Genomic DNA, 25,681 nt, shown 5'->3' on the forward strand with positions numbered 1-25,681 from the left:
GTGTATTTCAGAAATACACAATTTACATATTTTGTTACATTTAGGTGTAAGCTAAATATGAAATAAAGCTAGAATAATTGGCTGAAATAATGTCGAAGTTTCGCATTGAGCTGTAATTAAATTACATAAAAAAGCATCGTCTATCTGTAGCGTTACGTTAAATAAAACGCGTATTGCAAAAGCTTTATCCTACGGCGTTATCATAATATTTACACAATTTTTACTTTGTTAGGACAGCTATCCTTCTAAATGTAGTTAATTGAGTATACCTATCTCATACATCTGAATATTTACCTTTGAATAAGTAAGACGCTCCTGCGTTTTCTCATCTAGCATATTTTAAATCTTTTTAAGTCGCTATTAACCCTCATATTTAAGGGGAACAAACGTGAAAGACAGAAATCATTTGGCCGAAGTAAAAACAACAAATAAGGTCGAAATCATCACTAAAGGGGTGGTCGATATCCCAATGCTTCAAATTTTGTCAGCAGACGGCGAACTTATCGAAAAAGCGGTAGAGCCTGAACTTGATAAAGATGAAGCATTAAAAATATTTAACACGATGCATTATGTCCGTGTGTTGGACGAACGCATGGTTGGTGCACAACGCCAGGGGCGTATCAGTTTCTATCTCGCCAGCACTGGTGAAGAAGCTGCATCAGTAGCAAGCGCAGCAGCGCTTTCAAGTGATGACATGATTATGTCTCAATATCGTGAGCAGGGCGCGCTGGCCTACCGTGGTTATACGACCGAACAATTCATGAACCAAATGTTTAGCAATAAGGATGACCCGAACAAAGGTCGTCAAATGCCTATTCATTATGGTGACAAGCCCCTAAACTTCATGACTATTTCGTCGCCGTTAGGCACACAAATTCCCCAGGCTTCTGGCTACGCTTACGGACAAAAAATGTCGGGTAAAGACGTGGTGACCATTTGCTACTTTGGTGAAGGTGCAGCTTCAGAGGGCGATTTCCATGCTGGCTTAAATATGGCAGCTGTACTGAATTGCCCGGTGATTTTCTTCTGTCGTAACAATGGTTACGCCATATCAACGCCTGCAGAAGAGCAATTTGCAGGTGATGGTATTGCGTCTCGCGGCTTAGGCTACGGTATCAAAACTATCCGTGTTGACGGTAACGATGTGTTAGCAATTTATGCCGCCACTAAAGAAGCCCGCCGAATCGCCATTGAAGAAAAGTGCCCTGTGCTCATTGAAGCCATGACTTACCGCTTAGCTGCACACTCAACATCAGACGACCCAACAGGCTATCGCTCTCGTGAAGAAGAAGACAAATGGCGTGCAAAAGACCCTATCGCTCGTATGGAAAAATGGCTAGAAAGCAAAGGGTGGTTTGATACAGCTGAAAATCAAAAACGTGTTGATAAAGCAAGACAAGACGTATTAGCTGCGATGAAGAGTTGTGAGAAAACAGACGTATGTGCTATCGACGATATAGTAGAAGACGTTTACGACACAGCGCCATGGCACCTAAAAGAACAACTTAACGAACTGAAAGCACACATAAAGAAATACCCAAAGATGTACCCTAAAACCGCAGGGAGAGTGAAATAATGGCCAAGATGAACTTACTACAAGCAATTAATAATGCACTCATCACTGCCATGACCGAAGATGAGAAAGTAATGGTCTTTGGTGAAGACGTGGGTCACTTTGGTGGTGTATTTCGGGCAACGAGCCACCTTCAAGAAAAATTTGGTAAAGCCCGTTGCTTCAACACGCCACTCACTGAACAAGGCATTATTGGCTTTGCCAATGGTTTAGCCTCGCAAGGTTCGGTTCCTGTTGCAGAAATTCAGTTCGGCGATTACATCTTTCCAGCTTTTGATCAAATAGTGAACGAAACAGCGAAGTGGCGTTATCGTTCAGGTGGACAGTTTGATGTAGGTACATTAACCATCCGCACACCATACGGCGGTGGGATCGCAGGCGGACATTACCATAGCCAATCACCTGAAGCGTTTTTTGCACACTGCCCAGGACTCAAGATTGTTATCCCTCGCGATCCATACCAAGCAAAAGGTTTATTACTTGCGTCAATTCGCGATAAAAACCCCGTATTGTTTATGGAGCCTAAGCGACTTTACCGTGCCTCCGTATCAGAAGTACCAGAAGAAGATTACGAGCTACCGCTGGGCAAAGCGGATATTGTGCAGGAAGGTAGCGATATTACGCTTCTAGGTTGGGGGGCACAGATAGAAATCTTGCAAAAAGCTGCAGAAATGGCCCTTGAAGATGGCGTGTCCTGTGAAATTATCGACTTGCGTAGCATTCTTCCGTGGGATGTTGAAACGGTGATGCAATCTGTCATGAAAACAGGTCGTCTACTTATCAACCATGAAGCCCCATTAACAGGCGGTTTTGCAAGTGAAATAGCAGCAAGCATTCAAGAGCGTTGTTTTCTATATCTTGAGGCGCCGATTGCGAGGGTTTGTGGTTTAGATACGCCGTATCCATTGGCTCATGAAAAAGAATACATGCCAGACGAAACCAAAACATACGAAGCTATCAAGCGTACGCTTCATTATTAAGCCGGGAGACAATGAAATGACAATTGAATTTATCTTACCGGATATTGGTGAAGGTATTGTTGAATGTGAACTTTTAGAATGGTTAGTTTCAGAAGGTGAACATATCGAAGAAGATCAGCCCGTAGCTGAAGTAATGACCGACAAAGCCACCGTTCAAATTCCAGCCATGCATGCTGGAGTTGTTAATAAACTGCATTATGCAGTTGGCGATATTGCTAAGGTTCATGAACCACTATTTTCAATGACGCCTGATGATGCGAACGATGAAAGTGCAAGTAGCGACACAAGCACTGATGCAAATACGCAGAGTGTAAAAGAAAACGATAGCGCTGAAGGGCCTGAATACACACCTGCCGACCAAGGACGTTTATCAGCTTCAGGTAATTCCAACGGCAAGCACATTGAAGACTTTATATTGCCAGATATTGGTGAAGGTATTGTTGAATGTGAAATTGTGAAATGGAACGTGGCTGAAGGTGACGACATCGAAGAAGATGAAGCTGTTGTTGAAGTGATGACCGATAAAGCGGTGGTTGAAATTCCTGCCAAAAATGCAGGAACCGTGCATCGGCTTTATTACGCCCAAGGCGACATTGCCAAAGTGCATAGTGCATTGTTTGCGCTAGAAGTTGCCGGTGAAGCCACAATTACTAGCGGTACTAATGACGAATCACCATCGGTAAACAACAGTGCTTCAAGCGTTGCATCTCAAAGTTCTCTGAAAACGCAAACAAACGGTTCAAGTCAGCAATCAGCACAAGTTGCTCCTTCAAAATTCAGCGACGGCGAATACGAGCCACCTATTGCTATAGAAGGTAAAGTGCTAGCGAGCCCTGCGGTAAGACGTGTTGCTAGAGAAAAGAATATCGACCTGTCTACAGTTAAAGGCTCTGGTAAAAAAGGGCGTATTCTTAAGTCTGACGTAATGAATCTACAACAAACAAATGTTGGCGCGTCGGCACAAGATACGTCAACTGCTTCGTCAAACGAGCCCACCACGCAAAAAGGCGATATAAATAGCGCACACAGTGCAGTTAAAGGCAGTGTTAAGACGGAAAAAGTGCGCGGTATACAGGCCGCAATGGCTAAGCAGATGTCCGCGTCGGTCTACACAATTCCTCACTTCACTGTAAGCGATGAGTTAGTGATGGACAACCTAATGTCGTTACGTAACTTGCTTAAGCCTGAGTTTGAGGAGAACAATGTTAAATTAAGCTTTATGCCGTTTTTCGTTAAAGCAATGTCGTTGGCACTTACCGAGTTCCCTGTAATTAACAGTCAACTCAATGAGGATGCCACTGAGATTAGCTACTATTCTGATCACAATATTGGCTTTGCGGTAGATTCCAAAATTGGGCTTCTTGTGCCTAACATTAAAAGGGTACAAGACCTTTCACTGCTAGATATTGCCGTTCAAATGCAAGAAATCATTGAGCAAGCAAGAGCAGGGCGCGTAGCCGGTGAGCATTTAAAAGGTGGTACTATCAGTATCTCAAACATTGGGGCTATCGGCGGTATCACTGCTACGCCAGTAATTAACAAGCCGGAAGCCGCTATTGTGGCGTTAGGTAAAACACAAAAACTTCCTCGCTTTGACGATGAGGGTAGTGTTAGCGCACAACATATCATGGCAGTTAATTGGTCGGGTGATCACCGAATTATTGATGGTGCAACTATGGTGCGCTTCAATAATTTATGGATGAGTTATCTTACCCAGCCAGAAAAAATGCTAATGCACCTTAAATAATCTATTTAGTGCATTTTTATGTGCTGTAGCGAAATAGGAAGGAGGCCAATATTAGCGTATTGGCCTTTTTTGTTTTGTGTACCTCATCGCGGGATGGCGTTATTATAGCTCACTATAAACAAACAAAAATTTTACTGAGGTTTTGTGCTTAGTTATCAACACGCCTTTCATGCTGGCAATCACGCCGACGTCATCAAACATCTCTGTTGGATTGGTGTTATCAACGCCTTAAAAAAGAAAGATAAACCCTTTACGCTTTTTGACACGCATGCCGGTGCTGGCACATATGATTTAACCGACGACCTATCGTCAAAGAACAAAGAGTACGAATCAGGTATTTCCCGTCTTTTTGGGCAAAGTAATGGAACTGCAGCTTCAGAAAACCTGGCGCCAGAAAATAAAACTACGGAAAATTTGCCAAGCTTACTTAATGACTACCTGTCATTATGTGAACCTTTCTTAGCGCAACAGCAATATCCAGGCTCTCCTGCAATAAGCGCTAAGGCTAAACGCGGTATTGATACTTTACATTTAATGGAGCTTCATCCTGGCGAGTTTCAAAAATTAGAGAAAAACGTGTCGCGACTTCGTACCGGACATAGCCATACACACAAACGGGATGGCTACGAGGGACTTCGTGCTCTCACCCCACCAAAGCCCAATCGCGGTGCTATTTTAATTGACCCTCCATACGAAAGAGCGAATGAGTATAGCGACCTTGTTAAAGGCGTTGCACAGGTGTTGAAACGTTGGCAGCAGGCGCAAATTGTCGTGTGGTACCCACTGCTATCAGAAAGGGCTGGCGCTAAAAGCGGTGTAAGTGAGGCTATGTGCGACAAACTCGCAGAACTTGGCAGACCCTGCTTCAAAGCTGAGATATGTGTTGCAGAAAATACGTCTGACGCAGGCATGTATGGTTCTGGTGTGTTTGTACTGAACCCGCCATGGCAGCTAGATACAAACCTAGACAGTGCATTAACAAGCGTTATTGACATGCTAGGTGAAAATGAATCAGGTTTTCATGCTACGGCGCAGGTCACTTGGGTAAATGAAGATACCTAATTAATGCTATCGATGATCAACTAGAGGCCAATTAACGGCAAGCGCATAGTTAATTGGCTTATTACTGGGTGAATAGCACAACTATAAATCCATAACCGTGAAATAATGAAATGTCTCAGCTCAAGGGTTTAAAACACTTTTACATACCCGACGAACAGTCGATTTATTTGCTATCTCATGCGGATGCAAAAAAACTAAAGGACTGGGTAAATCTCTGTATGTCTCAACTAGAAGGGTTAGGGTATAGCGACATTGAACTTTTAGGAAAAGGCGCATTTGGTTTTGCATTTGCAGGGAATGCGCCGAGTGGAGAATCACGGGTATTTAAGTTCTCGCGTATAACCTTACCGCAGCACGTTCAGGACAGGTTAGAAGAGGAAGCCTTTATGCTTTCTCACGTTAACCACGAGTTTGTGCCGCGTTTTATCGAATATCAGCAGATACGTAAGCAATCAATCTTAGTGATGGGCAGAGCGCCTGGCGAAGATTTAGAAAAAGTAAGCTTGAAAACAGGCCCTTTGTCGCCCCGTATTATCGTGAAAATAGCCGTTCAAGTGGGCGAGCTTTTGTCGAGTTTTCGCCAATACAGCGAGAATGGCGAAATTAAGCCTATTGTCCACGGCGATATTAAACCCTCAAATCTGGTCTGGGATGCTACTAATGAATCTATAGGCTTAATAGACTGGGGGTCTTCGGTTTTCGCTCAGACCGATATCGCTGGGCAATATGTGGGTAACAACGTCATGGATTTGATGTCCGGCGAACTTCATCAGACGAACGCACGGCTTGGCGACGTTTACTTTATCGGCGAAGAGCAGTTAAACGGTGCGCTTTCAAGCCCGCGCTTTGATGAGCAGGGATTAGCTAGCACGCTATACGCTTTAGCATCTGGGCAATCTTGTCGCTATGGAAGTAAAGTTATTACGCCATCATCCCTCGGGTTACCCAAAATGCTTGCTAATATTTTGGAATATATGCTTAGTGATGACCCTGTTAAAAGAAGACAGGGAGGCGATTATTTGTTTAACCACCTTCACGTTTTAAAAAACATGGTTTTCACCCAAGACAAACCTACGCAATACACGCCGTTAATACCTACTTGGCTCACCCATACTCTAAATGCTGATATTGAAACCGTCGTTTACAGTTCGCGGAAGTCTTATTTACGCCAACAGGCGCTGCTATCTGACTCTTTAGATGATAAAGACGTAGAAGAGTTACGCTACATAGACGATGCGCAATTTGACCGATACTACAAAAACTACCTGCAAGGTATGGGAGATACTGAAAAAGCATTCGTATCTGCCATCAGTAGGCTAGGGCGCTACCCAGTAGTCGGTGGTATGGCAGTGCGTTGGGAGCCAGAGGGTATTTATGTAGATTCCAGCTTGAATTTGTATGATGAAACCCTCAAAACTGCCTTTGATTTAGCGGTAAATAACGTCATCAATTTAGCGAGAGCCATACACAAACCAGCGGTATTTAAATGTTGTATGTTTAATGCGAAGAATACGCTTCATATTGAGCGCGACAGCGAAGATGAAGATTTTTTGCCTGGTAATGACCTTTCCATTCCTTATGAATTGTCACGTGTTTCTGCACAAAAAGACGAGAGCCGAACTCACTCTTACTTTGAAGACGGCGATGATCCTGATGAATTACTTAAGCTGCCGAAAGATATCATCGAAACTATCGTACAGTTAAACACAATTCATCACACAGGATGTATTATATTTGAAGCATTACCTAAACACCTGAAGATACACAACTATTATACCTTGCTTGACCATAGCCAAGAAGAGCGCTTTAAAGCTTTACTGGCGCAGTTAGTGCAACAAATTCCTAACATAAAAGGGCTAGGCATTTCAGGGTTTATGAAGTTACCCTATAAAGATACGCGCTTTTTTGAGCATAAAGCAAAATTGCCTGAAAAATATTACCCGCGAAACCCCAAAGCAGTTATAGAAGAGAACGTACAACATGTCCGAGATTAAACTATCATCACTATTTGAACTTGAAACAGTGGAAGCTGGCATCTATCGAGGTCAAAGCTGGGATTTAGGCTTTAGAGCTTTATTTGGCGGGCAAGTTTTGGGACAAGCTCTGGCAGCTGCTTATGAGACCGTATCACCAGACAGAGTGGCCCATTCATTTCATACCTACTTCCTATTACCAGGCGATGCTAAAAAACCTGTTGTATACGACGTAGAAATAGTACGAGACGGAAGAAGTTTCTCGGCTCGTCGCGTCAAAGCGATACAAGATGGCAGAAACATATTCTACATGACTGCATCTTTCCAAGTGCCACAAGAAGGTATGGAGCATCAGAATCCCACCATGCCCGATGTCCCTCCACCAGAAGAAGTGCAATCTGACATAGAGTTTTACGAAGCGAACTTCAACAAAATTGCGCGCCCTATGCAGGAAGCGTTGAGCTACCACAAACCGGTTGATATTCGCACCGTAGATGCAGCGAATTCATACCACTCGGCTAAGCGTGAACCGACCCGCTATATCTGGTTAAAAGCAAGAGATACCATGGATGCACAACTAGCCGTGCACCAAGCTGCACTTGCTTATGCATCAGACTATCATTTTTTAAGTACATCTTTACAACCTCATGGTGTTGCTGTAACTGATAAGTCGCTTCGTATCGCAACCATTGATCATGCAATGTGGTTTCACCGTCCAATTAGCATGAATGAATGGATGTTATATGCAATGGAAAGCCCATTTAGTGGTGGGTCTAGGGGCTTAGTTCGCGGTCAGATTTTTAATCAAAAAGGCGAACTTATTGCATCAACCATGCAAGAAGGGTTAATGAGAAAAGTAGACGAATAGGGAATAAGCGAATGCGTTATAAGTTAGGTTCAACAACACCGCAAGTTCACCAGAGCGCTTTCATTGCACCGGGGGCTCACGTTATTGGAGACACAGAACTTAAAGAGGGTGCCAGTGTTTGGTTTAACGCGGTAATCCGTGGCGACATGGACAAAATATCGGTGGGAGAGAATACAAATATCCAAGACGGCAGCGTGTTACATACTGATGCGGGAATTCCTTTGGTACTCGGCAAAGGTGTAACCGTAGGCCACAAAGTTATGCTGCACGGCTGTGAAATTGGTGATTATTCATTAGTTGGAATCAACGCTGTTGTACTAAACGGTGCCAAAATTGGTAAGTTTTGTATTATTGGTGCTAATGCACTAATCACTGAAAACATGGAAATTCCAGACTACAGCTTAGTGGTGGGCGCACCAGGCAAAGTTATCAAGACTTTTGATGGAAGTGTGGAGCCAAAATTGAAGGCATCTGCAGACCACTATGTCAGCAACGCAAAGACTTACATGACATCTTTGCAACAAATTGATGAATAATGATCCTGCTCGCCATTTAACTTTTCTTTCCCCATAAAAAATGCCCAGAACAAACGTTCCGGGCCTAGGGGAATGGCTCATTGCTGAGCCGTGCGCTAACTTTTAAAGGGAGAGTTTAAATAAAATACTTTAAACGGACAATAAGTATAGTTTAAATGCGCTCAAAATATAAACAACAATTGTGTGAATTTTATCTTACAGGCCATAAAGTGGGTTAAAGAGGCAATTAAAACATTAAAATTCAAAGAACTAAGCTCTGGTCGGATGTGGTAAAAAATTTTTGTATTCCGTTATTTAATCGCTCTACTTGGTTATATTCCCCAATTTGTCGTTCGGCCTAAAACCTTCTGTTTATATTTTAAATAAAGATATAATGCATGACTTCCATTCATGTTGCTTATGTTGAACACAGACGGTTGTTCCGTTTCACTAAACTTGTAGTATGACGTTATCAGTCATGCTTAGGGTTACTATAATAATTAGCCCTCACAACAAATAAGGTTGGATTATGCAATCGTTTTCTACTTTTATACCGCCTGAGCGTACTTTAATGGGACCAGGACCATCCGACGTTAATCCTAGAATACTAAATGCCATGGCCAGACCTACTTTAGGCCATTTAGATCCTCTATTCATTGAGTTAATGGATCAAACGAAACAGCTACTACAATATGCATTTAAAACCGAAAATGCACTCACTATGCCTATTTCTGCTCCTGGTTCAGCGGGTATGGAAGCGTGTTTCGTTAACCTGGTTGAGCCAGGCGATAAAGTACTTGTATGCATTAACGGCGTATTTGGTAACCGCATGGTCGAAAATGTTGAGCGATGCGGTGGGGAAGCTATCACTATAAATAATACGTGGGGTGAGCAAACCGACCTTAATGCTGTTGAAGATGCCCTAAAAGCCAATCCCGATATTAAAATTCTCGCCTTTGTTCATGCAGAAACATCAACGGGCGTACGTAATGAAGCAAAAGTACTTTGTGAACTAGCCCAAAAATACGGTTGTTTAACTATTGTCGACGCGGTTACTTCATTAGGCGGTATTGAGTTAGACGTTGATGGGTGGGGTATTGATGCTATTTATTCAGGCTCACAAAAATGCTTAAGTTGCGTGCCGGGAATTTCGCCAGTTTCTTTTAGCGATAAAGCAGTTCACGTCATTCAAAACAGAAATACAAAAGTGCAGAGCTGGTTCTTAGACATGAATTTGATTGTCGGTTACTGGGGCCAAGGCGCAAAACGTGCGTACCATCATACTGCGCCCGTGAACACTATGTATGCAATGTACGAATCACTTCTAATACTAAAAGAAGAAGGGTTAGAAAATGCGTGGCAGCGACATGCTTCAGGCCACGAAAAACTTGTACAAGGTTTAAGTGACATTGGTTTAGAGCTAACCGTAGACAGTGCTTATCGCTTACCTCAGCTAAATGTTGTCAAAATACCAGACGGCGTAGATGATGCAGCCGTTCGGAAGCAACTACTTGAAGATTTTAATCTAGAAATAGGGGCAGGGCTGGGTGATCATGCAGGAAAAGTATGGCGTATCGGGCTAATGGGTTATGCGTGTAAGCCACGCAACATAGACCACTGTTTAGCAGCGTTGCGAAGCGTATTGAAATAGTGGCATATTGAGATAAAGCAGGGTAACCAAACCCCAAGCGTCAACTTTTACCTAATGGCTATAAAACGCCAACATGCTCAGCGAACTAGGTTGTTGAATGTGTTGGCTTTCTGAGCTTCATCTTTTGAAATAATTCCAACTAGTCGCCTCTGCTTTCTATTGTTAACAAGAGGCTTACCTCATAAATAACGCTGCTCGACGAAGTTGTAACTCTCTAACTTACGGTTCAGTGCTAATATTTCTTGCATCAAATACATTCATACACTATTCAGCCATGTACATTTATTCTCAATAACCAAGTGAATAAACATGTCATCTGAAAAGGAATCATTATGAAATTATTTATGCATACTAAACCAAACATGTTCACAAGAGTGCTTTGGGCTTCAACAGTAATCGCATTGTCCGCCCCAGTGGTTTCTGCTCAAGCTGCACAAGATGCAGTAATAAATGTTCAAGGCGTAGGCGCTGTAGAAGTGACGCCAAATGCTTATTCAGTGAAGTTGGTTGTTGAAGAAGAGGGCGCGACGGTAGGCAAACTCAATACGCGACTAGATGCAGACTTGCGTTCTATCGTTAAGTTTTTACTTAATCAAGGCATAGATGAAAAGCATATTCAAAGTATGCAAGTGCGCTTGCAACCTCGTTATACCAATACACCGCAAGGGCGACAGCAAGAAGGTTTCACTCTATCTCGTGATATCACAGTTACCTCAACCGATCTTGAAACCTACGATAAAGTGCTAGATGGCGTGCTAAAGCGTGGTGTTGACCGTATCCAACAGTTTAACTTTATTACTATTGGTGAAGGCGATGCATACCAGAAAGCGCTAATTGCTGCAGTGAAAGACGCAAAGCAACGCGCCCACTTATTGGCGAAAGAATTAGAGGTGGAAGTAGGTGAAGTAGTTGCAATCTCAGAATCTGGTGGCAATATGCCGATTCCAGTAATGCGTGCTGAAGCTTTTGCCAAAGATATGTCTATGTCTTTACCTGGGCAAGAGCGTGTAGAAGCGCGGGTTAATGTGTCTTTTAACATTGTTCAATAGCAGGAAATTCGTTTGAAAGAACAACAGTACAGCCAGTTAGTCGCCCAAGCAAAGAGCTTGGTTTCTGGTGAGCATGATCTTATTGCCAATATGGCCAACATCAGTGCGCTGCTTTTCAATAACCTCGAAGAGGTAAATTGGGCAGGCTTTTATCTTTTTAAAGAAGAGCAATTGGTACTTGGTCCATTCCAAGGTCAGCCCGCTTGCATTCGTATTCCCCTTGGAAAGGGCGTTTGCGGTACAAGTGCAAGTACCAAGACCGTTCAGCGTATAGCCGATGTTCATCAGTTTGCAGGACACATTGCTTGTGATGCCGCGTCTAACTCTGAGATTGTTGTTCCACTTGTACTCAATGATAAGCTTATCGGCGTACTTGATATCGACAGCCCTGTTTTTGAACGCTTTAACGAAGAAGACGAAAAAGGGCTCGTTGAAATTGCTCAAATTCTCATGGATTCGCAGAAATAATTATGAAATCCAGTGTCGATATACACGTTGTTTTATCCACATTTGAAGATATGGAAGACTTTCATGATGACCCGGATGAGGCATCTGAACGTTTAAACTTTATTCTTCACGCGGTTTATGACAATGCAGAAGAAGATATTGAAACACAGCGTTTAGAGCAAATTTTGCACTACGCATGGGAATCTTGGCAACAAGATAAGCATTTATTAGAAATAGATGACGACGAATTGCTTGATTGGGTTGACCACACGCTGGCAACTTGGGATGATGCAAGTAACGATGAAATCTCCTGAATAATTTAGAAAGTTAATGGAATCACCAGAGAAGTTTACTAACAGTAAGGAAGTGATAGCTTTCCTTGCAGAGACCTTTCCTAAATGTTTTAGCATTGAAGGCGAGGCCCGCCCACTTAAGATCGGTATTTTTCAAGATCTAGCCACTCGTTTAGAAGAAGAGGAACGCGTTAGCAAGACGCTTCTTCGCTCTACACTACGTCATTACACCAACAGTTGGCGCTATCTTTATAGCATCAAAGAAGGTGCAAACCGTGTAGATTTAGACGGCGTTGAAGGCGATGCGATTGAAAAAGAACATGCTGATCACGCGCAACAGCAGCTTGAAGAAAGCAAAGCAAAAGCCGCTGAAAAGCGTAAAGCTAAGCTTGCACAACAGCCTAAGCGTAAAGACAAACGTCAATTTAATCGTCCAAAAGGTGAAAAATCTGCAAATTCGGACCATGCTGATAGTAAGCGCGGAACTAAACCGAAAAATAACAGACCAAACACTACACCACCTGCGAAATTGACCGACAGCGATTTACAGCAAGGTACGCAAGTTACCGTTAAATTAGGTAAAGCACCTATGCCAGCAGTAATTACCGAAGTTGCTAAAGATGGCATTCACGTTCAATTAGACTCAGGCATGGTAGTTAAAGTAAACGCAGACGCTTTACGTTTGGCACGCTCCAAGAGGTCGTAATATATGAGAGACATCCTTCGAATTTCCATCGCCAGTGCTTTTCTTACCGTAGGTGTAGGAGCGGGCGCAGTTACGTCAACACCAGAGGTAGACGAGCTTCCTATTTTACAGCAGGAATCTCAACATAGTGTTGCCGCAAAGCGAGTAAGTGCACTTTTTACAAGGGCGCATTACAAGGAAATATCGTTGGATGACGCGCTCTCTGCTCGAGTTTATCAGCGCTTTATCGATTCATTAGATCACAATAAGCAAGTATTGTTATTGTCTGACGTGGTAGGTTTTGAAAAATACCGCACCCTGTTCGATGATGCGCTGAGCAAAGGTAACCTTTCTGTTGCCTATGATATGTACAATGTAAGTGCGAAACGCCGCATTGAACGTTATGAGTTTGCATTATCATTGTTAGAAAAAGGGCCATTTGATTTCGAAAAAGAAGGCGATAAATTCTTTTACGATAGAGAAGACGCAGACTGGCCTGCAAATAAAGCTGAGCTTGATGAAATCTGGCGTCAACGGGTTAAGTATGATGCGTTGAATTTGATACTTGCAGATAAAACGTGGGAAGAAGCAAAAGAGCTGCTTACCAAACGTTACACGCGAGCAATTAAACGTACTAAACAAGCGAAAAGCGAAGATGTGTTCCAAACTGCCATGAATGCGTTTGCTCGCACTATAGAAGCTCACACTAGTTATTTGTCTCCGCGAAACGCTGAACGTTTCCAAATGGACATGAACTTGTCGTTTGAAGGTATCGGTGCGGTATTACAAAGCGAAGACGACTACACAGTTATAAAAAGTGTAGTGCCAGGCGGGCCAGCAGACGAATCGGGCGCAATAAAGCCTGAAGATAAGATTGTTGGCGTAGCGCAAGACGATGAAGAATTTGTAGACGTAATTGGATGGCGACTAGACGAGGTCGTTGAGCTTATCAAAGGCCCGAAAGGAAGTACTGTCCGATTACAAGTTGAAAAAGGCGCCTCTGAGTCTAAAACAACCTCGGTGGTTAGTCTTACTCGCGATAAAATTAAACTTGAAGATCGCGCCGCAAAGTCTGAAGTATATGTACCTGAAACAGGTCCTCACGCAGGTGAACCATTAGGTGTAATCACCATTCCAAGCTTTTACAACAACCTAAGTATGGATGTTGCAAAAGAAATAGAAAGCTTGAAAGCACAAAACGTAAAAGGCGTGATTGTTGATTTACGTGGTAACGGTGGTGGCTCACTTACCGAGGCCACATTGTTAACTGGTTTATTCATAGAAAAAGGCCCGGTAGTTCAAATTCGCTATGGTCAAAGCAAAGTAAGCGTAAATCGTGATACTGATGGTGAGGTCGCCTACGATGGTCCACTGACGGTATTAGTTGATCGTTATAGCGCATCAGCATCAGAAATTTTTGCAGCGGCCATGCAAGACTATAACCGCGCACTCATTGTTGGCGAACAAACTTTTGGTAAAGGTACAGTTCAACAGCACCGCGGTTTAGGCAAGATTTATGACCTTTACGATAATCCACTTGGCAGTGTTCAGTTCACTATCGCTAAGTTCTATCGTATTGACGGTGGCAGTACTCAGCATAAGGGGGTTATTCCTGACATCCTTTATCCATCTGCTGTAGAGCCATCAGAGTGGGGCGAAGCGCAGGCAGAAAACGCCCTGCCATGGGATAGTATAAATCGTGCTAACTACACAACGTTTGCTGATGGCACTGCCGCTTTGGACGTATTAACAGCCAAACACAACAAGCGCATTCTGCAAAACCCAGAGTTTTCTTATATTTATGATGATATTGAAGAATATAAAGAAAACAAAGATAAGAACTTTATTTCACTGGTGAAGTCTGTGCGCGAAGCAGACAAGAAGGAGGCGGAAGAAAAGTCTCTCGCACGTGCTAACGAACGTTTACAGCGAATGGGAATGGAAACTGTCACATCATTGGACGACTTACCGGAAGATATGGAAGAATTAGACCCATTCTTGGATGAAGCCGCCAACATTACATTCGATATGATTGAAACAGGCCGTTACGCTATCACAAGAAACTAAGTGATTAGAAAAAAGGGCTGGTCTAGGGCCAGCCCTTTTTTTGTGTCTATAAATAAACTAATAAAACAATAATAAAGGGAAATAACATGGCTATCAGAGGCGAATTTTCCTCTCGAATAGGGTTCGTGCTAGCAGCGGCAGGCTCAGCAGTTGGACTCGGCAATATTTGGGGTTTCCCCACAAAAGTAGCGAGTAACGGAGGGGCTGCGTTTGTTCTTGTATACTTACTCCTTGCCTTCGTTCTCGCTTACCCGGTTCTCATGGCTGAACTCATCATTGGACGTAGCTCACGTTCGAATATGGTTGACGCTTTAGGTAAAATTTCAGGTAATTTTGCCGGAAGGCTAACTGGAATTTGGGGCTGTGTAACCGTTTCACTCATTCTTGCCTTCTACGCTATTGTTGGTGGATGGATGCTAGTTTATTTTGCCGATGCTGCCGTCAGTATGGTTGGATTAACCAGTGCAAGCGAATGGCTGCTCACCTCCTCAGTTACGCGTAACGTTATATTCTGCTTTTTATTCATGGGCTTAACCGCATTTATTGTTGTTGGCGGTGTAAAGTCAGGTATTGAGAAGTGGTCAGTACGACTTATGCCAACTTTAGTTATATTAATCCTCGCGCTAATCGTTTATGTAAGTCTTCAACCTGGAGCATCAGAGGGGTGGTCGGCTTATTTAGTGCCTGACTTCTCCCGTGTTTTAGACCCGGAATTACTAATTAATGCAATGGGGCAAGCGTTTTTCTCAATGTCTTTAGGTGTAGGTACTATGCTGGTCTACGGCTCATACCTTAGTAAAAGTGAGAACCTACCAAGCATTGGCGCTTCCGTTGCGCTAGTCGATATAGGTGTAGCCGTGATTGCTGGTATGTTAATTATTCCGGCTATGTACGTTGCACTGAACAACGGCGTCGAAATCTTCACGCCAGAAGGCGCGTTAATCCAAGGTGACACGCTGATTTTTAAAGTACTGCCAGCACTGTTTGATACCATTGGTACTGTAGGGCTTTTCGTTGCCTTTACCTTTTTCGCGCTAATGGCGATTGCGGCAGTCACGTCTTCAATTTCAATGTTAGAAGTTCCCGTTGCGTTTATGGTAGAAAGCAAAGGTCTTCAACGTAAAAAAGCCGTGCTATTGATGGCATCAATCATCTTTGTTTTAAGTTGCATAATCATACTAAATTTTGAAACCTTGTTTGGACTTGTAATCGCACTAACCACAGAGTACAGCCAGCCACTCCTTGGGCTAGCATTGTGTATTTTTGCTGGTTGGGTGTGGCGAAGAGACGCAATTCTGGAAGAACTCAAGCAAGGTGATGAGTTTGCTGAACACAGTATTTTCTGGAAAATCTGGCCTTGGTACGTGCGTTTCGTTTGCCCAGTTATCATTGCGCTGATGTTTTATCGCTCTGTGTTCTAAAGCGCCATAAGTTGCAGCAAAAAGCACGTTTAACGCGTTATAAATACAATAAAAAAGGTTTTTAAAAACGACAATGACGAATAATGAGATAAAGACGCCGTCACTACTTGATGCAATACTTCCTATTCTTGCGCTAGTGGTCATGATGGGAAGTGCGGTTTACCTGTTTGCGGATAATTCTTCATATGGTCCAAACCAAATTGCGTTACTTTTGGCAATGGGCTTAGCTGCTATTATCGGCATGAAAAACGGGTACAGCTGGAAAACCATTGAAAAGGGGATCGTTGATGGTATTTCCATGTCTCTGGGGGCCTGCCTCATATTGTTAGCCGTAGGCTCACTCATAGGTACATGGATGCTTGCCGGCACCGTGCCTACACTTATTTATTTTGGGTTAGAGCTACTTAACCCTTCGTTTTTCTACGCCGCTGCATGTCTAATCTGTGCCGTAGTTGCTATGAGTATTGGGAGTTCTTGGACTACCGCAGCAACGGTAGGTGTGGCGTTAATGGGCGTATCTGCGGGGATGGAAATGTCTGCTGCTATCACAGCCGGCGCTGTGGTCTCTGGAGCGTACTTTGGCGACAAAATTTCGCCATTGTCTGAAACAACTAACTTAGCTCCCGCTGTTGCAGGCACTGATTTATTTGAGCACATTCGCTACATGCTTTGGACGACCATCCCAAGTTTTGTCATTGCCCTTGTATTATTCACTGTTCTTGGCTTTAGCGAAGTAGGTGAAGCTAAAGCAGAGCGTATAGAACAAATGCAACTTTTGCTTAATGACTCTTTTGACTTGGGGTGGCATTTGCTAATTCCTCTTGTGGTTCTACTTACTTTAGCAATTAAGAAGATGCCGGCTTTCCCTGCGGTTTTTATTGGCGCTTTGTTAGGGGGCGTTTGGGCAGTTGTGTTTCAGTGGGATGTGGTTACATCCATGGCAAGTAGCGATGACTCCGCAAACATTGGCGCGCTAAAAGTTGTGTGGACAGCGCTATTTGATGGCGTGAGCTTTTCTACGCCAGACGAAAATTTAAATAGCTTGCTGTCTCGCGGCGGCATGTCTTCTATGCTAAATACTATTTGGCTTATTATTTGTGCTATGTCGTTCGGAGCCGTACTTGAGCGTGTAGGTTTGTTAAAACGTGCCGTGTCTGCCATATTAATTGGCGCTAAGTCAGCCGGTGATATGGTAAGTCGAACCATTCTTACGTGTTTTGGAACTAACCTTGTAACGGCCGATCAGTATATTTCTATCGTTATGCCAGGGCGCATGTACAAAGAAGAATTTAAAAAGCGAGGGTTAGACCAACTTAACCTTTCTCGTAGTCTTGAAGACGGCGGTACACTTACATCTCCGCTCATTCCTTGGAACACTTGTGGTGCCTACATGCACAGTGTTTTATTGGTAAACCCATTTGATTACGTATTCTATGCATTCTTTAACGTAATCAACCCGATCCTTGCTGTTGTGTACGCGTATTTAGGTATTAAGATTCTACGTATTACACCACCACACGTTGAAGTTAACAGTGAAGAAACGGTTTAACCAAACGTTCCAAATAAACCCACGTAGGCTTTCTTTTAGGAGGATCTATGTCAGTTCAAGCTAAACGCCGGGCGGATTATCAGCCGCCCGCTTTTTCAATAGCGACAGTTGACCTACATATTACGCTACATCCAACGAAAACTAAGGTTGTCAGTACATTATCTGTCTCACGCAATGGCAATCATGATAGCCCTTTAATCCTTGATGGCGATAACTTATCGCTTAACGCTATTGCTATTAACGGTAATGCTTTATCTGGTGACGAATATTCGGTTTCGGATACGTCGTTAAGCGTTGCCACTCATCTCAATGAATTTGTCTTAGAAATTACTAACACCATTGCCCCTGAACAAAATAAAGCCCTTGAAGGCTTGTATTTATCGGGCGGCGCCTATTGTACGCAGTGTGAAGCGGAAGGGTTTCGTCGAATTACTTATTTCATGGACCGCCCTGACGTTTTGTCCGTTTACACGGTTACTGTCGTTGCCGATAAATCAGTACCTATGTTACTTGCGAACGGTAACCCTGTAGACAAAGGGGATATCGATGAAAACACCCATTTCGTGAAATGGCATGACCCGCACCCTAAACCTTGTTATCTTTTTGCATTGGTGGCCGGTGATTTCGATTTACTAACCGATAGCTACACAACGACAAGCGGTAAAGACGTTGCGCTAGAGTTGTATGTCGATAAAGGCAAAAAGTCCCAGGGCGTCTTCGCTTTAGAATCCCTTAAACGAGCGATGAAATGGGACGAAGATGTTTTCGGGCTAGAGTACGATTTAGATATTTACATGATTGTTGCCGTCGACTTCTTCAACATGGGAGCGATGGAAAACAAAGGCTTAAACGTCTTTAACAGCAAGTTTGTTTTAGCTGATCAAAAAAGCGCTACCGATGATGACTTTTTCAATGTCGAATCTGTTATTGCACATGAATATTTCCACAATTGGACGGGCAACCGGGTTACTTGTCGCGATTGGTTCCAGCTAAGCCTCAAAGAAGGGCTTACTGTATTCAGAGACCAACAGTTTAGTGCTGATATGACCTCGGCGCTAAGTAACCGTATAAAGCATGTTCGCGTAATGCGAGAGCATCAGTTCGCTGAAGATGCTAGCGCAATGAGCCACCCAATTCGCCCTGAAGAAGTGATTGAAATGAATAACTTCTACACGGTAACAGTTTATGACAAAGGTGCAGAAGTCATTCGCATGTTCCACACATTACTTGGACCTGATGGATTCAGACGTGGCATGGATGAGTACTTCAGAAGGCACGATGGTCAAGCGGTCACGTGTGACGACTTTATTTCCGCCATGCAGTCGGCGACTGATTTAGATTTAACTCAGTTTACGCGCTGGTATAGCCAATCTGGAACACCTGTGATTTCTGTTAAGCACAGTACGGAAGCTATCGGCAACGACACCGTCAAGCATACCTTTACTTTGACGCAGCACACACCCGCCACCTCAGACCAAAGTGAAAAGCTTCCCCTTTATATCCCAGTGAATATTGAGATCATCGATAAAGAGGGCAATACCTATGCTGACAACGAATCGCTCATTGATGATGGTATGGTTATCTTAAAAGATGCCTCTTTGCGTTTAACCGTAAATGCTAAAAGTACTGATTTAACACCGGTAGTATTAGGTAACTTTTCGGCACCAGCGAAAGTAGAAAATCCGCTAGATACAGAATCATTACTTACTATTTTCAAACACGCAAAAGATCCGTTCAATCGCTGGGACGCAATGCAAGCCTTGTATGACCGCTGTATAAAGCAGTTAGAAGAATCTCCGGGCTCTGCCATCAGTAACACTATTTGGAACGGCGTTAAACAAGCAATAGCTCAAGAGCAGAATAATCTGGAACTGCTTGGCGAATGCCTAGTTATTCCTTCTTTTGAAACCTTGTGTCAAAGTCGTAGCAATATCACTGTCACCGCGCTATCAAAAGCACGAAAGGCATTTTGTGAGCAGTTTTCCCGCGCGCTAGAGCAAGAATTATTAGCGGTGTTTAACAACATTGAACACAGCGCCTATAGCTACACGCAAGATGCAATTAATCAGCGCCGTTGTAAAAATGTCGTGCTTGCGCATTTAGCACGCTTATCTCAATACGAAGACCTCGTCGTGTCGCAATTTGAAAATGCAGATAACATGACCGATACACTAGGGGCACTGAGAAGTGCGCAACACTGCAGTTCAACTACGTTCGATAGCTTGATGGCTAGTTTTGAACAAACGTGGAACCACGACCCTCTGGTTCTGGACAAATGGTTTGCGCTTCATGCAACGCAAAATCGCGAAGATATCTTTGCTACTATAACTATGCTGTGTGAGCACCCGCAGTTTGCAATGAGCAATCCAAACCGTGTCCGCTCTGTTATCGGTAGTTTTGCGTTCTATAATAGCGAAAGGTTCCATGCCGTAGATGGTAGCGGTTATAAGTTTGTAACTGACTATTTGCTAGAGCTTGATGCAGTCAACCCGCAAGTTGCCGCTCGTATTGTAACACCGTTAACCCAATGGCAAGGTTTCTCTAGTGAACACCAAGTTCATATGAAGCAGCAGCTTGGACGCTTACTTAACCATAAGGGCCTAAGTAAAGACTTGTTTGAAAAAGTAAGTAAAAGTCTTGCTTATGAAAAGCATTAACGCATCAGATTCCGTCTTTTATTTTTCAATAAACGCACCTTACAAACAATGTGAGGTGCTTTATGTCCCGTCTATGCCCGATGTGGTCATGTTGAGTGAATCTGGTCTTAGTGTTCAGGTACCTACGAATCGGCTTCGCCAATTTATCACATCGGACGGTATTAAAGGCCGTTTCAGAATGGTCATTGACGCTAATAAAAAAATTAAATCTTTTGAGAGGCTCGGATAGGGCCTTTTTATTTTTTCAAAGCTATAATTTACACAATACTTCAATTACCTCCGCGTCTTTAGTTCACGGTCTTCAGTAGTACGCCACACGCTTAAAAATGCTACTTAACGGTAAATAAGATAAATCCTCTTGAAACTTGTACAATTTTCCTGCAAGTTTATAAATGCCTTTTATACTCACAATAAAGCAATAACTATTTGATACGACTAATGTTGTAAATTTTGTTAACTGGTAGGATTAGTTCTTGCGGTTATGGCAAAATGATGTAATGATTTTGTTAATCGTTATGGTTGGTCATGATGTCACGCATTAAGTCACATCGACTTGGGAGTATAAAAATATGAAAAATGGGCCTAGCGCTTTTAAGATATCACCGGTAGCAGCGGGAGTTCTCTCACTGCTAGGTGCTGCTGCAGTACCAGTGCATGCTGCAAATTGGCAAGTAGGTGATGTAAGTATTTCTTTAGATTCAACATTTACATTGGCTACAAGTATTCGAACAGAGGCACGAGATTACGACCTTATTGGTAACAGTAACCACCCTCAATTCGATTGGAGTGGTTATCACGCAGCTTTCAATCCTTTATACCCAAGCAGCGATGTGTGGGCGTTAGCAGACGGAGCATATTCAACCAATGGTGACTTAGGTAACCTTGCTCACGATCCAGGCGATGCGTTCGCAACGCAAGTTTCAGGCTCACATGAATTAGACGTCAACTTTGGCGACTATGGTTTCTTCGCACGTGGTTTCTGGTTCTATGATTTCGAGCAAATGGATGGTGACCGTCCTTACTCTAACCCAATAACTGGCAACCAATACGACCTGTGTCAAGATCCAGAGGCGGAAGACCTTTTATGTACAGACGTTCGTTTATATGATGCTTTCTTCTATGGCGATTGGTGGATTGGCGACAAGCCACTAACTCTTCGTGTTGGCCGCCAAGTAATCAGTTGGGGGGAGAGTACTTTCATCCAGCATGGCATTAACACGACCAACCCTGTCGATGTAACACGCGCTCGTGCACCAGGTGCCGAACTTAAAGAGGTATTCCTACCGGTAGGTATGGTCTACGCTTCCTTGGGCTTGACCGATACAGTCAGTATCTCTGGTTATTATCAATATGAATGGCAGGAGAGCTGGTTACCGGTATCGGGAAGCTACTTCGCTGGTAATGACTTCGCAGGTGAGGGCGGTCAGCGCAACAACATTCAGTTAGGTTTCAGTGGTAACCCTGACATCGATCTCGATCACCTATTGACTGCCTTGAATGGTTATGGTGATTTATTGCGCTCAGGTGCTGATGCTGCTGCAATTTCTCAAGCCTATCTGGCATATCCAACGAAAGTGGCTATTCGCGGTTTCAGTGATGAAGTGCGCAATGATGCAGACGATCAAGGTCAATACGGTCTTCGCTTAACCTGGTTTGCTGAAAACCTCAACGAAACCGAGTTTAGTTTTTATCACATCAACTATCACAGCCAGCGCCCATTGATTTCAGGCGTTACCTCTGACTTTACGCAAGCGGGTATCGGCGCAGACTTGGCATTTATAGCAGCAAACGAAGTTACACGTGATAACATCACTGAGCTTGGCGCGTTCACAAAGTCTGAATTCTTTTTCCCAGAAGACATCAAGCTTTACGGAATGAGTTTCAATACAAACATCGGCACTACAGCCCTTGCTGGTGAGTTTGCATACCGTGTAGATGAGCCATTACAAATCGACGATGTTGAACTGCTTTACATGGGTATGCCAGAGCAGTTGGCTAATGCCGGCCTACGCCCTGATTTAGCGGGTATATCACAGCTAAACAACATTGGCCGTGCTGTAGGTCCAGGTGAAACCGCAGAAGGTTTCCTTTTCTCTGATACATGGCAAATGCAATTTACCGCGTCACATGTATTCGGCCCTAAATTTGGCTCTGACAACTTCGTACTTCTAGGTGAAGTAGGTTATGTAAACGTTGTTGATATGCCAGACCCAGACGTAATTCGTTTAAACGCACCAGGTACTGCTCGTACACCTTCGCTTGAACCAATTAACGGTAACGCTCGTGAAGGTCTACACCAAGGCCTTTCAGACGGACCTGAGACTAATCCGTTTGCAACTGACGATGCGTGGGGCTATCGCTTATTGGCGGTTGCTGACTACAACTCAATATTCGCTGGCATGAACCTTCGAGTTCGCGGTACTTTCTCTCATGACGTAGAGGGTACTACGCCAGATCCATTATTCCTTTTCACAGAAGATGTTAAGTCTGCTGCACTTTCTTTCACGTTCGATTATTTAAGCAAATGGTCTGCAACGGCGTCTTACAGTGCATTCTGGGGCGGCATTGGTACAACTAATGCGCTATCTGACAGAGACTTCATTTCATTTAACATCAAATACGCAATCTAAGAGTGGTTTTTATGATTAGAAAAGTAGGAATTATTGCTGCCGCTTTGTCACTGGCTTTATCTGGTGCAAGCGCTATGGCTAAAGTGTCTGATGCAGACGCAAACAAATTGGGTAACGAACTTACGCCGCTTGGCGCAGAAAAAGCGGGTAATGCTGATGGCAGTATCCCTGCCTGGACTGGCGGTATTACGTCTGCACCTGCTGGGTACAGTGTGGGTGACCATCACCCAGACCCTTACCCAGAAGATAAGGTGTTGTTTGAGATAACAGCACAGAACTATAAAGAGTACGCGGAATTCTTATCTGAAGGCCAGAAAAAGCTTTTCGAGGCTTACCCAGAAACTTTTCGTATGCCGGTTTATCCAACGCGACGTTCTGCGTCAAACCCACAGGCTGTTTACGATGCGACTAAGGTAAACGCTACCAGCGCTGAGCTTCTCGACGACGGTAATGGTCTTAAAGGTGCAGTTTTGGGTATCCCATTTCCAATACCACAAAACGGTCTTGAAGCAATTTGGAACCACATTCTTCGCTATCGTGGAGCAGCGGTTCAGCGTAACGGTGGACAAGCAGCAGTTACTACCGGTGGTGATTACAACGTAATCGGCTTTGATGAACAGTTACTAATTAAATATGCAGAAGAAGGTGCTACACCTGAAAAACTAACAGATGAAAATATTCTGTTTATGTTTAAGCAAAAAGTAACCAAGCCAGCCCGCCTAGCGGGAACGGCGTTACTTGTTCACGAGACAGTAGATCAGGTTAAAGAACCACGTAAAGCGTGGACGTATAACACGGGTCAGCGTCGTGTTCGCTTAGCACCTAACATCGCTTACGATACGCCGGGAACAGCTGCTGACGGCCTACGTACGACTGATGACTTCGATATGTTTAACGGTTCTCCAAACCGTTACGACTGGAAACTTGTTGGTAAGCAGGAAATGTTTGTTGCTTACAATAACTATGCGCTTCATTCAGACAGTGCTTCGTATGATGATATCTTGAAGCCAAATCACGTTAATCCAGACCTAACACGTTGGGAAAAGCACCGTGTTTGGGTAGTTGAAGCTACGTTGAAAGAAGGTTTCCGTCACATTTATCAAAAACGCGTATTCTTCATTGATGAAGATAGCTGGCAAATTCAAGTCGCTGATATGTATGATAATCGTGGCGAACTGTACCGCGTTGGTGTAGCTTATGGTGTTAACTACTATGAAGTTCCTACTCAATGGTCGACGCTTGATGCGTACTATGACTTAAACTCTCGTCGTTATTTGGCTATTGGCCTAGACAATGAAGAGCAAATGTACGACTTCACCGTACGCCCTCGAGATGTGGAATTCACGCCACAGGCGTTACGACGAGAAGGTAAGCGCTAATCACCTTACACAACAAACGGTTGGCATTTGCCAGCCGTTTTTGTATACAGACAATTATAAATAGGGGGAATGGTTAATTATGAAAAAAACCATTGCAGCGTGCATTGCCGCCACATTCGCAGCTAATTACTCTCCAGCTGCACTTGCCGAAGAAGCATTCATGGCACCTTTGGTTGAGCAATCGGTTCTTTTGGACATAGACGCTGATTCATTTGTCGTTATTGTCGGTGAACGCGGTCACGTATTAGTGTCAGAAGATGGCAAAACTTTCAATCAAAAAGCGGTGCCAACTCAATCAACGCTTACCGCAACCACGGTTGTAGGCGAAAAAATATGGGCAGTTGGTCACGACGCTGTCATTCTTCATTCTTCAGATAGGGGCGAAACATGGGAGATACAAAATTATCAACCCGAACTTCAACGCCCGTTCTTAGATGTATTATTTTTTGACGAACAGCAAGGTATAGCCACCGGTGCCTATGGCCTGTTTTATCGAACGCTTGACGGTGGAAAGACGTGGTCTGCAGAACGCCACGCCAGTCTTCTTGACCCAATGGACCAAGAATACCTCGAAGAAATTCGCAAGGAAGACGAAGATTTTTATCAACAAGAGTTAGAGTCTATTTTACCTCACTTAAATCGTGTAACCCTTGATGGTGATACGCTGTACATGGCTGGTGAAGCAGGTTTGTTAGCAAAAAGCACCAACATGGGTGAATCTTGGGAACGTTATTACGTCGACTACACAGGGTCTTTCTTCGACATTAAGCCGCTGGATGAAAACACGGTGCTTGCCGTAGGTCTCCGTGGGAATATTTTCGTAAACAGGGATCAAGGGGAATGGGAATACGTTCAAACCTGTTCAACTAGCACTCTTAATTCAATTTTAATTGAGTCAGAATCGAAGGTTTACGCTTTAGGCAACAACGGCATGATGGTAAGTGCACAACGTCCGCTTCCTACCAGTATGCGTGATCCTTATGCTAACCCATCCAATTGTCAGAGTGATGACGGTATTTCCGTGTCACAAATTAAAGATAAAGCGGCGATTTTAAACGCCACCGAGTTTAACGGTACCAGCATTGCTGTTACTGCAAATGGCATTAAAACGTTGAATTTAAAATAGGGCAGTATA

Annotated in this window: 20 protein-coding genes; all 20 read left to right on the top strand. The window is 43.6% G+C overall.

Annotated elements, in window-relative coordinates; genetic code table 11:
* The first annotated feature begins 388 nt into the window (after window positions 1-388).
* The 20 genes from ACXAER_RS00630 to ACXAER_RS00725 all read left to right on the top strand — a co-directional run bounded on the left by ACXAER_RS00630 (window position 389) and on the right by ACXAER_RS00725 (window position 25,672).
* A complete protein-coding gene (locus ACXAER_RS00630) occupies window positions 389-1,576 on the top strand; it encodes a thiamine pyrophosphate-dependent dehydrogenase E1 component subunit alpha (RefSeq protein WP_474825626.1) in 1,188 nt (395 codons plus the stop codon).
* Window positions 1,576-2,553: an alpha-ketoacid dehydrogenase subunit beta gene (locus ACXAER_RS00635; RefSeq protein ID WP_061095031.1), complete on the top strand. Its 978-nt coding sequence runs from the start codon at window positions 1,576-1,578 to the stop codon at window positions 2,551-2,553. The genes ACXAER_RS00630 and ACXAER_RS00635 overlap by 1 nt, the downstream gene beginning before the upstream one ends.
* Window positions 2,554-2,569: 16 nt before the next feature.
* Complete coding sequence (locus ACXAER_RS00640; RefSeq protein ID WP_474825628.1) at window positions 2,570-4,300, top strand: dihydrolipoyllysine-residue acetyltransferase; 1,731 nt, start codon at window positions 2,570-2,572, stop codon at window positions 4,298-4,300.
* Window positions 4,301-4,444: 144 nt separating this feature from the next.
* Window positions 4,445-5,362 (top strand): 23S rRNA (adenine(2030)-N(6))-methyltransferase RlmJ, encoded by a 918-nt coding sequence (locus ACXAER_RS00645; RefSeq protein WP_474825630.1) that lies wholly within the window; start codon window positions 4,445-4,447, stop codon window positions 5,360-5,362.
* 110 nt (window positions 5,363-5,472) lie between these two features.
* A complete protein-coding gene (locus ACXAER_RS00650; protein WP_474825632.1) occupies window positions 5,473-7,356 on the top strand; it encodes a protein kinase domain-containing protein in 1,884 nt (627 codons plus the stop codon).
* Window positions 7,343-8,203 carry an acyl-CoA thioesterase II gene (gene tesB, locus ACXAER_RS00655; protein ID WP_474806742.1) on the top strand — a complete coding sequence of 287 codons (861 nt, stop codon included), beginning with the start codon at window positions 7,343-7,345 and terminating at the stop codon, window positions 8,201-8,203. Before ACXAER_RS00650 ends, tesB begins: the two co-directional genes overlap by 14 nt.
* A gap of 11 nt (window positions 8,204-8,214) precedes the next feature.
* Window positions 8,215-8,739 (top strand): gamma carbonic anhydrase family protein, encoded by a 525-nt coding sequence (locus tag ACXAER_RS00660; RefSeq protein WP_474825635.1) that lies wholly within the window; start codon window positions 8,215-8,217, stop codon window positions 8,737-8,739.
* Between the two features lie 508 nt (window positions 8,740-9,247).
* On the top strand, window positions 9,248-10,369 hold the full coding sequence (locus ACXAER_RS00665; protein WP_474825637.1) for a pyridoxal-phosphate-dependent aminotransferase family protein: 1,122 nt from the start codon (window positions 9,248-9,250) through the stop codon (window positions 10,367-10,369).
* Window positions 10,370-10,701: 332 nt separating this feature from the next.
* Entirely contained in the window at window positions 10,702-11,418 is a 717-nt protein-coding gene (locus ACXAER_RS00670; RefSeq protein ID WP_474825639.1) for an SIMPL domain-containing protein, read from the top strand.
* Between the two features lie 12 nt (window positions 11,419-11,430).
* Complete coding sequence (locus tag ACXAER_RS00675) at window positions 11,431-11,886, top strand: GAF domain-containing protein (protein ID WP_474825641.1); 456 nt, start codon at window positions 11,431-11,433, stop codon at window positions 11,884-11,886.
* 2 nt (window positions 11,887-11,888) lie between these two features.
* A complete protein-coding gene (locus ACXAER_RS00680) occupies window positions 11,889-12,179 on the top strand; it encodes a hypothetical protein (RefSeq protein WP_118494789.1) in 291 nt (96 codons plus the stop codon).
* A gap of 16 nt (window positions 12,180-12,195) precedes the next feature.
* A complete protein-coding gene (proQ, locus tag ACXAER_RS00685; RefSeq protein ID WP_474825643.1) occupies window positions 12,196-12,864 on the top strand; it encodes an RNA chaperone ProQ in 669 nt (222 codons plus the stop codon).
* Between the two features lie 3 nt (window positions 12,865-12,867).
* Window positions 12,868-14,910: a carboxy terminal-processing peptidase gene (gene prc / locus ACXAER_RS00690; protein WP_474825645.1), complete on the top strand. Its 2,043-nt coding sequence runs from the start codon at window positions 12,868-12,870 to the stop codon at window positions 14,908-14,910.
* 86 nt (window positions 14,911-14,996) lie between these two features.
* A complete protein-coding gene (locus ACXAER_RS00695; protein WP_474825647.1) occupies window positions 14,997-16,331 on the top strand; it encodes a sodium-dependent transporter in 1,335 nt (444 codons plus the stop codon).
* Between the two features lie 73 nt (window positions 16,332-16,404).
* A complete protein-coding gene (gene nhaC, locus ACXAER_RS00700) occupies window positions 16,405-17,880 on the top strand; it encodes a Na+/H+ antiporter NhaC (protein WP_474825649.1) in 1,476 nt (491 codons plus the stop codon).
* Between the two features lie 47 nt (window positions 17,881-17,927).
* Window positions 17,928-20,537 carry an aminopeptidase N gene (gene pepN / locus ACXAER_RS00705; RefSeq protein ID WP_474825651.1) on the top strand — a complete coding sequence of 870 codons (2,610 nt, stop codon included), beginning with the start codon at window positions 17,928-17,930 and terminating at the stop codon, window positions 20,535-20,537.
* Window positions 20,524-20,766, top strand: a complete 243-nt coding sequence (locus ACXAER_RS00710; protein WP_474825653.1) for a DUF2835 family protein — start codon at window positions 20,524-20,526, stop codon at window positions 20,764-20,766. The genes pepN and ACXAER_RS00710 overlap by 14 nt, the downstream gene beginning before the upstream one ends.
* 340 nt (window positions 20,767-21,106) lie before the next feature.
* Window positions 21,107-23,167 carry a DUF1302 domain-containing protein gene (locus tag ACXAER_RS00715; protein ID WP_474825655.1) on the top strand — a complete coding sequence of 687 codons (2,061 nt, stop codon included), beginning with the start codon at window positions 21,107-21,109 and terminating at the stop codon, window positions 23,165-23,167.
* Window positions 23,168-23,178: 11 nt separating this feature from the next.
* Entirely contained in the window at window positions 23,179-24,546 is a 1,368-nt protein-coding gene (locus ACXAER_RS00720; RefSeq protein ID WP_474825657.1) for a DUF1329 domain-containing protein, read from the top strand.
* Window positions 24,547-24,625: 79 nt separating this feature from the next.
* Window positions 24,626-25,672: a WD40/YVTN/BNR-like repeat-containing protein gene (locus ACXAER_RS00725; protein WP_474825659.1), complete on the top strand. Its 1,047-nt coding sequence runs from the start codon at window positions 24,626-24,628 to the stop codon at window positions 25,670-25,672.
* Window positions 25,673-25,681 lie beyond the last annotated feature (9 nt).

The sequence above is a fragment of the Alteromonas sp. AWJ4_199 genome (genome assembly GCF_056159165.1).

What these genes read in the sequence shown, in the direction of transcription:
- pepN (WP_474825651.1), top strand. Translation starts at nt 17,928, where the DNA reads ATGTCAGTTCAAGCTAAACGCCGGGCGGATTATCAGCCGCCCGCTTTT.
- ACXAER_RS00720 (WP_474825657.1), top strand. Translation starts at nt 23,179, where the DNA reads ATGATTAGAAAAGTAGGAATTATTGCTGCCGCTTTGTCACTGGCTTTA.
- ACXAER_RS00725 (WP_474825659.1), top strand. Translation starts at nt 24,626, where the DNA reads ATGAAAAAAACCATTGCAGCGTGCATTGCCGCCACATTCGCAGCTAAT.
- ACXAER_RS00665 (WP_474825637.1), top strand. Translation starts at nt 9,248, where the DNA reads ATGCAATCGTTTTCTACTTTTATACCGCCTGAGCGTACTTTAATGGGA.
- ACXAER_RS00650 (WP_474825632.1), top strand. Translation starts at nt 5,473, where the DNA reads ATGTCTCAGCTCAAGGGTTTAAAACACTTTTACATACCCGACGAACAG.
- ACXAER_RS00715 (WP_474825655.1), top strand. Translation starts at nt 21,107, where the DNA reads ATGAAAAATGGGCCTAGCGCTTTTAAGATATCACCGGTAGCAGCGGGA.
- ACXAER_RS00680 (WP_118494789.1), top strand. Translation starts at nt 11,889, where the DNA reads ATGAAATCCAGTGTCGATATACACGTTGTTTTATCCACATTTGAAGAT.
- ACXAER_RS00635 (WP_061095031.1), top strand. Translation starts at nt 1,576, where the DNA reads ATGGCCAAGATGAACTTACTACAAGCAATTAATAATGCACTCATCACT.
- ACXAER_RS00670 (WP_474825639.1), top strand. Translation starts at nt 10,702, where the DNA reads ATGAAATTATTTATGCATACTAAACCAAACATGTTCACAAGAGTGCTT.
- nhaC (WP_474825649.1), top strand. Translation starts at nt 16,405, where the DNA reads ATGACGAATAATGAGATAAAGACGCCGTCACTACTTGATGCAATACTT.
- ACXAER_RS00660 (WP_474825635.1), top strand. Translation starts at nt 8,215, where the DNA reads ATGCGTTATAAGTTAGGTTCAACAACACCGCAAGTTCACCAGAGCGCT.
- proQ (WP_474825643.1), top strand. Translation starts at nt 12,196, where the DNA reads ATGGAATCACCAGAGAAGTTTACTAACAGTAAGGAAGTGATAGCTTTC.
- ACXAER_RS00695 (WP_474825647.1), top strand. Translation starts at nt 14,997, where the DNA reads ATGGCTATCAGAGGCGAATTTTCCTCTCGAATAGGGTTCGTGCTAGCA.
- tesB (WP_474806742.1), top strand. Translation starts at nt 7,343, where the DNA reads ATGTCCGAGATTAAACTATCATCACTATTTGAACTTGAAACAGTGGAA.
- ACXAER_RS00710 (WP_474825653.1), top strand. Translation starts at nt 20,524, where the DNA reads ATGAAAAGCATTAACGCATCAGATTCCGTCTTTTATTTTTCAATAAAC.
- prc (WP_474825645.1), top strand. Translation starts at nt 12,868, where the DNA reads ATGAGAGACATCCTTCGAATTTCCATCGCCAGTGCTTTTCTTACCGTA.
- ACXAER_RS00640 (WP_474825628.1), top strand. Translation starts at nt 2,570, where the DNA reads ATGACAATTGAATTTATCTTACCGGATATTGGTGAAGGTATTGTTGAA.